Origin of the sequence: Actinocrinis sp., assembly GCF_035650855.1 — a bacterium.
In the GTDB taxonomy this organism is placed as follows: domain Bacteria; phylum Actinomycetota; class Actinomycetes; order Streptomycetales; family Catenulisporaceae; genus Actinocrinis.
This window is the reverse complement of the sequence record NZ_DASRGV010000087.1, coordinates 1-8,826: the sequence shown is the minus strand read 5'-3', so window position 1 is coordinate 8,826 and position 8,826 is coordinate 1. Positions and strand designations below refer to the sequence as shown.

Genomic DNA, 8,826 nt, shown 5'->3' with positions numbered 1-8,826 from the left:
TGGTCCCACCAGTCGACGTTCGTGACGCCGCTCTCCAGCCAGCTCATGTACATGTCCGCGGCGAACAGCGCGCCCGGCTGGGTGTCGTCGGCGATGGAGTCGTTGGTCTCGGTGACCACGATCGGCACGTTGGCCGGGTTGACTCCGGCGTACTGGCTGATCTCGGACTTGAGCGAGGAGACGACGCCGGAGATGTCGGTGGTGGTGGCGAGCGCCTGCGCGGTGGTCATGCCGGTGTACGCCGGGTAGTAGTGCACGATGACGCAGTCGGTCTTCGACCCGAGCGCGGTGAGCACGGTCTGGTTCCACGGCTGCGGGCTGGTGGTCGCGTTGGTCACCCCGTCGGGCCAGAATCCGGGCGTGGTCAGCACCACGCACACGTGGATCGACGGGCTGACCGCCTTCATCGCCGACTGGAAGCTCAGGTAGGTGGCCGCGTACACACTCGGACCGCAGTTATAGGTCTGATTCGGGTAGCTGCCCGACGGGATCGGTTCGCCCGAGGAGTCGGTGCAGTGGCCGTCGGCCTCCCAGTTGGCCCCGTAGGTGCCGTTGCCGTAGACCTCGTTGCCGACCTCCCAGTACTGGATGCCGTAGTTGTTGGTGACATCGGCGTTCTGCACCCACGCGGCCGCGAGCGCCGGGGTCCCGGTGCCGTAGTTCGCGGTGATGATCGGATGCGCGCCGGTAGCCTGCACCGTGCCCATGAAGTCGGTGAAGCTGGTGTTCGGGGCGTCATAGCCGCCCTGCGCCACGTTCGTCTGCCAGTTGTAGATGTCAGAGTACGAACCGCCGGGGTAGCGCAGCGCGTCGATCCCCGCCGCCTTGATCAGACCGGGCGCCGCGGCGTCGTTCATGTTGCCGTCGTACACGGCGGTGTTCAGCCCGATCCCGTTGGACGGAACCGTGGCCAGGCCGGTCGTCGCGTTCACCGTCACCGCGACCGCCGTGGCGGCCGAAGCCGGAGACGCGACGACCGCCGGGAGCGCCACCGCCCCCATCACCGTCAGACTCACCGTCAGGATCGTGCTTCGCAACCGGCTCAGGGCGATTCTTTTGAGGGACACGAGGATTCTCCTTGCTCGAGAAGGGGTGCGCGTTCGCGTCGCGAGTGTCGGACAGCTCTCTGCCTGACCTAAAGAAAATCTCTTATCAGAGAGCAGATAGTTTCGTGCGGAAGCTAACTGCGGCCCCAGCGCCGGTCAACGCTCAGCGCTCTGCGACCCTCGTACTCGCGGATAGCGGAGAGTCCTGTGTGCAGGCCAAGCCGCCTCGGCAGGAGCGGTCAGCGGGCACGCCTGAGCTGCGGCCCCGGGAAAGTTTCTGGTCGGGACCAGCGGCCCGGACCCTCCCCTCCCGAAAGCCCCTGGTTCGCCGGGCCCGGGAGACCCACAGTGGTTGCAGGTCGCGGGCTGCGGACAGGATCAGGGCAGGTGAACCGGCGATGGCGACGCAGGCGACGGCGGTCACGGCCGAGGCCCGGATCGCCGCTGCCGAGCGCGCGGACGCCCGGCCGGTCGTAGCGGCCTCCTGGCGGCGGTGCGCCGCGGCCGGCATGCCGCGCGAGGAACGCCTGCTTCCAGAGATCCGGATGGGCGACGCCGAACTGGGCGTGTACCGCTCCCGCCATCGGCTCGCCCCGCTGCTGCCGCTGTTCAGGGAACTGCTCGGGCGGGAGAGCGACGAGGCCGGATACGTGTTCGCGGTCACCGACGCGTCCGGGACGCTGCTGTGGATCCGCGGGCATCACGGCGTGCGCAGCCGGGCCGAGCGAATGAACTTCGTCGAAGGGGCCGCGTGGTCGGAGCGCGAGGCGGGCACGAACGCGCTCGGTACGGCCCTGACCTTGCATCGCCCCGTGCAGATCATCAGGGCAGAGCACTACAACCCGGCGGTGCAGCCGTGGACCTGCGCCGCCGCGCCGATCCGGGATCCGCGCACCGGCCTGGTACTCGGCGTGGTCGACCTGACAGGGCACGACACGGTCGCCGGGCCGTACGCCCTGGCGCTGGTGCGCGCCACCGCCAAGGCGGCCGAAGCCCAGCTCGCTTTGCTTCCGCCGCCGGCGCCGGCGCCGGCCACGATGCGGCTCAGCGCCCTGGGACGACAGCACGCGCTGCTGGAAGTGAACGGTACCGCCGTTGCGCTGCGGCCGAGGCACAGCGAGATCCTCGTCCTGCTCGCCCTGGCACCGGAGGGGCTGACCGGTCCGCAGCTCGCCGTCGCGCTCTCCGAACGCGAGATCCCCCCGGTGACGTTGCGAGCCGAGATGTCGCGGCTGCGGTGCATGCTCGGCGGGGACCTGATCGCGTCCTATCCCTACGCGCTGCGCCATCCCGTGGACTGCGACTTCGGGCACGTACTCGGTCTGCTCGCGGATGGCAGGGTCGCCGAGGCGGTCGACGCCTATCGCGGCCCGCTGCTGCCCTCCTCCGACGCCCCCGGAATCGTCGAGCACCGGCTCATGCTCGCGCAGCGGCTGCGCGCTCAGGTGCTGAGCAGCGCAGACCCCGCGGTGCTGCGCCACTGGCTCACCGGACCCAGCGGAGCGATCGACGCCGCCGCTTGGCGAGCGCTGGCCGACCGGCTGCCCGGCGGGTCCGCCGGCCGAGCGCAGGCAGCGGCGAAGGCCCGTTCGCTGGCCGCCTCACCCGCCCCCTGACCTGCGCCGACCGCCGCCAGCCGACGGCAACGGTATGGCAACGGTGCCGCTCCTAACGTCGAGATCGAGTCCGGGAACCCGCCCAACCGCGCCGAACCCGGACCGGCGACTTCAGACGAGAGCGAAAGGGGACGGCTATGAAGTACGCGCCGCCCGGACACCGGGACAGCGTGGTCTCGGTGAATCCCCGCTACGAGAACTACATCGGGGGCAAGTGGATCGCCCCGATCGCCGGCAAGTACCGGACGAACCTGAGCCCCGCGACGGCCAAGCCGATCTGCGAGGTAGCCGACTCCAGCCCGGCGGACGTGGAGTCGGCGCTGGACGCGGCGCACGCGGCGGCTGAGGAGTGGGGGCGTGAGAGCGCCGCGGCCCGCGCCGCCGTGCTCAACGCCGTCGCGGACGCGATCGATGCGCACCGCGAGGAGTTGGCGGTGGCCGAGAGCTGGGAGAACGGCAAGCCGGTGCGTGAGACGCTGGCCGCTGACGTCCCGCTGGCCGCGGACCACTTCCGGTACTTCGCGGCGGCCGTGCGCTCGCGCGAGAGCACCATCACGGAAATCGCCGAGGACCTGATCTCGTATCACTTCCACGAGCCGCTCGGGGTGGTCGGGCAGATCATCCCGTTCAACTTCCCGCTGCTGATGGCGGCCTGGAAGCTGGCTCCGGCGCTGGCGGCCGGCAACTGCTCGGTGCTCAAGCCCGCATCCCCGACCCCCTGGTCGATCCTGAAGCTGGCCGAGGCGGTCGGCGACCTGCTGCCACCCGGCGTGCTCAACATCGTCAACGGCCCCGGCGGGAAGATCGGCCAGGCGCTGGCCACCAGCCCCCGCATCGCGAAGGTCGCCTTCACCGGCGAGACCACGACCGGCCGGCTGATCATGCAGTACGCCGCGCAGAACATCATCCCGGTGACCCTGGAGCTGGGCGGCAAGAGCCCGAACGTGTTCTTCGCCGACGTGATGGCCAAGGACGACGCGTTCCTGGACAAGGCGATCGAGGGCCTCGTGCTCTACGCGTTCAACAAGGGCGAGGTGTGCACCTGTCCCTCGCGCGCGCTGATCCAGGAGAGCGTCTACGAGCGCTTCATGGAGCGCGCCATCGAGCGCGTCGGGCGCATCGTGCAGGGCGACCCGCTGGACACCGAGACGATGATGGGCCCGCAGGTCTCCGCCCAGCAGATCGAGAAGATCGCCTCCTACGTCGACATCGGCAGGGCGGAAGGCGCCGAAGTCCTCATCGGCGGCAAGCGGGCCCAGGTCGGCGGCGAGTTCGCGGACGGCTACTTCTACGAGCCGACCGTGCTCAAGGGCGAGAACAAGATGCGGGTGTTCCAGGAGGAGATCTTCGGGCCCGTGCTCGCGGTCACCACGTTCAAGGACGAGGCCGATGCGGTGCGCATCGCGAACGACACCCTCTACGGGCTCGGCGCCGGGGTGTGGACCCGCGACGGCGCGCTGGCCTACCGGATGGGCCGGGCGATCAAGGCCGGGCGGGTGTGGACCAACTGCTACCACCAGTACCCGGCCGGCGCGGCCTTCGGCGGCTACAAGATCTCCGGGATCGGCCGCGAGACCCACCAGATGATGCTCGAGCACTACAGCCAGACCAAGAACCTCCTGGTCAGCTACAGCGAAAACCCCCTCGGGCTGTTCTGAGCAGCGGCCCGGGCGGCGCCGCCGGCCTGACCCGGCGCCGCCCGGGCGCCCACCCGGCCAGGCGCCCGATCCGAAACGGAGATCAACCCATGAAGACGATGCAGGCGGCCGTGGTCCCGACGCTCGGCGCGAAGCTGGAGATCCAGCAGCTGCCCGTTCCCGAGCCCGGCCCCGGCCAAGTCCTGGTGCGCATGGAGGCCTCGGGGCTGTGCCACACCGACATCCACGCCGCGCACGGCGACTGGCCGGTCAAGCCGACCGCGCCCTTCATTCCCGGCCACGAGGGAGTCGGCGTCATCGAGGCGCTCGGCCCCGGAGCCTCGGTGCATCGGGTCGGGCAACGCGTCGCGATCGCCTGGCTCGGCTCGGCCTGCGGCACCTGCTCGTACTGCCTGAGCGGCTGGGAGACGCTGTGCGAGTCCCAGCAGAACAGCGGCTACTCGGTCAACGGCGCGTACGCCGAGTACGCGGTCGCCGACGACCGCTACGTCGTGACCGTGCCTGACGCCGTCTCGTCGTTCGACGCGGCGCCGCTCACCTGCGCCGGAGTCACCACGTACAAGGCGGTGAAGGTCTCGAACCTGCGCCCCGGCGAGACCGCGGTCATCGTCGGCATCGGCGGCCTGGGCCACCTCGCATTGCAGTACGCGAAGATCTTCGGCGGCCGGGTCATCGCGGTCGACCTCGAGGACGCGAAGCTGGACCTGGCCAGGCAGCTGGGCGCCGACGAGGTCGTCAACGCCCGCACCACCGACCCGGTCGAGGCGATCCGCGCGCTCGGCGGCGCGGACGTCGCGATCTCGCTCGCGGTCTCCCCGCGCGCCTTCGAGCAGGCCTACGGGTCGCTGCGGCGCGGCGGCCGGCTGGTGTGCGTGGCGCTGCCCGCCGACGACGCCATGACCGTCCCGATCTTCGATACCGTGCTCAGCGGCAAGTCGATCATCGGCTCGATCGTGGGCACCCGTAAGGACCTGCAGGAGGTCTTCGACCTGCACGCGGCCGGCCGCACCGAGGTCATCGCGCAGCCGCGCAAGCTGATCGAGGTCAACGACTGCTTCGAGGAGGTGCTCTCCGGACGGGTCCCGGCCCGGCTGGTCTTCCAGTTCTGACAGGTAACCCCCTCCGCACAACGGGCTCGCCGTCGGGGCGCGGTTGCGCCCCGACGGCGAGCCCGTTTACGACCCCGGGGTCCCCTGACGGCAGTAGCCGACCCGTCGCAGAACCCGTAGACGGCGGGGTTACTGATATCCGGCCGAGACGATGCTCGCCTGGACCGCGTTCTCGGTGCTGTCGGAGGGATAGCCGGCGGTGATGGCGCCCTCGAAGAACTCGCCGTAGTCGCTGACGCTGTTGTCTCCGCCGGTGCCCAGCTCAAGCGAGGACTGCACCTTCATCGGGGAGTAGCCGTTGGGCAGCGGCCCGCTGAACGGTGTCGTCAGGCCTCCGCTTTGGGCGTTGCCGTATTTCAGGGTGAAGTTGCTCGTCCCGTTGTTCTTCTCCCAGGCGGACACGTACGAGTAGTGCACGCCCTGGTAGTTCGGGTTCTTCTGGGAGCCCTGGGTGCTGAAGAACATGCCGTTCTCCAGGTCCGCGCCCACCCACGGGCCGGAGCCTACGCAGCCGCCGAACCAGCAGGCGGTGCCCCAGTAGATCGCGTTCATGGTGGCGTTGCCGTCGTCCGCGTGGTCGTTCTCGCCGCTGCCGTAGTCGAAGCAGCAGTACTGGTTGACGTTGTTGGACGAGGTGACCATGTAGATGCCCTCGGGCTGCGAGCCGGTCGGAGCCGCCTTCGCGTTGTCGACGCGATAGCCGACGCCGGGGGTGACCTTGACGCCGTACGCGCTGTGGCCGCCGATCGTCAGCGGCAGCGCCGTCGCGTTCGCGCCGACGTCGGCTCCGTTCGGGCCGGGGCCCTTCCAGAAGCCGCCCCAGGAGACCGGCAGATCATTGTGCTGCGGGGACTGGTCGTAGATCTTGGTGATGGTGCACGTGGTGCCCGAGCAGAAGGAGGCCTGCGGGCCGGCGTTGACCACCCCGCCCGCGCTGATCAGGCCGATGTTCAGGTAGCTCTTGTCGGAAGCGCGCTGAACTTGGTAGAGCGGGCCGTTGTAAGACGCGTACAACGCCCGGGTCGTCGAGTGCGCCGCAATACAAGGGGTGCCGCCCGCAGCGTAGATGTCGCACGGCAGGCTGGGCGGGGGCGGCGTCCCGGTCGGCGACGCGGACGGCGAGGAGGACGCCGAGGTCGACGGTGAAGCCGACGGTGTGGCGCTCGCGGTCGCGGTGGCCGTGGGCGTCGGTGTGCCGCTGCTCACGCCGCCGGTGCACAGCGTGCCGTTGAGCGTGAATGCGGTTGGGACCGGGTTGCTGCCGTTCCAGGAGCCGTTGAAGCCGAAGCTGGTGTTGCCGCCGGTTCCGATCGACCCGTTGTACGAGACGTTGGTGACGGTGACGTTGCCGCCGGACTGGGTGTAAGTGCCGTTCCACAGCTGGGTGATGCTCTGTCCGGCGCCGAAGGCCCAGGCCAGGTTCCAACTGCTGATCGGGCTGCCGAGGTTGGTGATGGACACGTTGGCGCCGAAGCCGCCGGGCCATTGGCTGGACACGGTGTAAGAGACCTGACAGCCGGCCGCGGCCTGCGCCGAGGTCACGGCGGTCACGGTCAGCCCGGTGGCGGCGATCGCGATCGCGCTTGCGGCCGCCAGCCACGGTCTGCGATGGGGGAGTCTCACGAAGTCTCCTGCGGGATAATCGAGGTGGTCAGCGGACTACGGGCTGGTGCAGCTCAGTGCCGGGGTCGACGGCGTGCCGTTGGCGAGGAAGCCGAACGTGGTCGAGCCGGACGGCTGCAGCGAGCCGTTGTAGGAGGCGTTGCCGACCGACACGGACGACCCGCTCGCATTGAGCGTCCCGCTCCACACCTGGGTGATCGTCTGGCCGGAGGCGAGCGTCCAGCGCACCGTCCAGCCGTTGATCGCCGAGCTTCCGGCGGTCACCGTGACCTGCCCCTGGAACCCTCCCTGCCACGAGTTGATCGTCTGGTAGGTGGCGCTGCACGCGCCGCCGGACGACGGCGAAGACGACGCGCTGGCCGAGGCGCTCGCCGAGGCGCTGGCCGAGGCTGAGGCGGAGGGGCTGCCGGTGCCTCCGCCGGAGGTGAATTGGGTGAAGAAGTTCCAGACGACGCCTGAGGTCCAGGTGTGCCAGCCGTCGCCGGTGCTGCCGTCGATGGGGCCGGGGTCGTGGCCGGCTCCGTCGAAGGCGGCCCAGACCACGGGGTAGCCGCTCATGCAGCCGGAGTAGGCGGTGACGATGTGGGTGAGGCTGCCGTAGGCCGGTTCGGGCGGGTTCTGCGGGGTGCAGTGGTTGTTGCGCACGAAGGTGTCGCGTAGGGCGCGGCCGTTGGCGATGGGTAGGACGTTGTCGCGGATGCCGTGTAGGCCGATGTAGGCGACCGGGCCGGTGCCGGGGGTGCATCCGCTTAGGTTCGCGCCGGAGTACACGGCGACGGCGCGAAAGACGGTGGGTCGGGCGCAGGCCAGGGCGTAGGTCATGGAGCCGCCGTAGCTGAAGCCTGAGGAGAAGATCTGGGTGGTGTCGATGCACAGGCCTGATTCGAACTGGCTGAGCATGTCGTCGACGAAGGTGACGTCCTGGCCGCCGGAGTTGGCCCAGCCGTTGTTGATGCCTTGGGGCGCGACGAAGATGGTGCCGTTGCCGGCGGCGTCGGCCAGGCGGCGCAGGCCGTAGTAGGACCAGTTGTAGGCGTCGGTGCCGCCGGAGTCCACGTCGTTGGCGGTGCCGCCGACCCAGTGGAATCCGAAGACCAGCCGGTAGGGGTGGCTGGAGTCGTAGTTCGCGGGCAGGCGCAGGATGTAGCTGCGGCTCTGCCCGCTGCTTTGGATCGTGTGCGTCCCGCTGGCCAGCGTCGCAGCCCTACCGCAACCGGCGCTCGACGCCATCGGCGCGCCGACCGAGGCCGCGGCGGCGCGATCGAGGTTGCTGCTCACGACCAGGCCGCCCGCGGCCAGGATGAGGGCCGCGGCGGCCGCGACGGGGCCGAAGAAGCGTCTAGATCTCTGCATTCACAGTCACTTCCCATCAGGTGCCAGTACGAAATAGGTACGACTCAGTGGGAGGCACGGCGCCCGAATAGACAGGGTTGTTGTGCCGCCGACGTACCCGTAGTCTGACCAGTCCGGCACCCGGTCATGGTGAAGCGGTGAGGATCAGGTAACTCTGGGCCCTTACGTGTGTCAAGGCCGCATCTGAGAATGTTACAGGGGATAGCCTGATAAGTCGGACTGATCCTGAAACTTGCAGCGGCAGCCGCGCCGAGTCGGCGCGCCGCGTGGCTCAGTACGCTTAGTTGTCGCCCACCATCGGCGCGGACTCGCGGACGGTAAGCCGGGTGGGCAGGATCAACGAGGACGGCCGCTCGCCGTTGATGAGGCTGATCAGCATCTTGGCCATCTCGTGGCCCAAGGCCTGGATCGGCTGGTTCAC

5 protein-coding genes and 1 pseudogene are annotated in these 8,826 nt (G+C 69.4%); 3 read left to right on the top strand and 3 right to left on the bottom strand.

Annotated features, from left to right (window positions below):
- Positions 1 to 1,067: pseudogene (locus VFB40_RS07160) on the bottom strand (alpha-L-arabinofuranosidase); the annotation flags it as partial.
- Positions 1,068 to 1,444: 377 nt separating this feature from the next.
- Between VFB40_RS07160 and VFB40_RS07155 the strand changes: the two are divergent.
- The 3 genes from VFB40_RS07155 to VFB40_RS07145 all read left to right on the top strand — a co-directional run bounded on the left by VFB40_RS07155 (position 1,445) and on the right by VFB40_RS07145 (position 5,429).
- Positions 1,445 to 2,662: a GAF domain-containing protein gene (locus tag VFB40_RS07155; RefSeq protein ID WP_324848502.1), complete on the top strand. Its 1,218-nt coding sequence runs from the start codon at positions 1,445 to 1,447 to the stop codon at positions 2,660 to 2,662.
- Positions 2,663 to 2,799: 137 nt separating this feature from the next.
- Positions 2,800 to 4,320, top strand: coding sequence for an aldehyde dehydrogenase family protein (locus VFB40_RS07150; protein ID WP_324848501.1), 1,521 nt, complete (start codon positions 2,800 to 2,802; stop codon positions 4,318 to 4,320).
- 98 nt (positions 4,321 to 4,418) lie between these two features.
- On the top strand, positions 4,419 to 5,429 hold the full coding sequence (locus tag VFB40_RS07145) for a zinc-dependent alcohol dehydrogenase (protein ID WP_349261375.1): 1,011 nt from the start codon (positions 4,419 to 4,421) through the stop codon (positions 5,427 to 5,429).
- Positions 5,430 to 5,558: 129 nt separating this feature from the next.
- Here VFB40_RS07145 and VFB40_RS07140 read toward each other — a convergent pair whose 3' ends face one another.
- Positions 5,559 to 7,052, bottom strand: a complete 1,494-nt coding sequence (locus VFB40_RS07140; protein WP_324848499.1) for an arabinofuranosidase catalytic domain-containing protein — start codon at positions 7,050 to 7,052, stop codon at positions 5,559 to 5,561.
- A gap of 36 nt (positions 7,053 to 7,088) precedes the next feature.
- A complete protein-coding gene (locus tag VFB40_RS07135) occupies positions 7,089 to 8,405 on the bottom strand; it encodes a CE1 family esterase (protein ID WP_324848498.1) in 1,317 nt (438 codons plus the stop codon).
- Positions 8,406 to 8,826 lie beyond the last annotated feature (421 nt).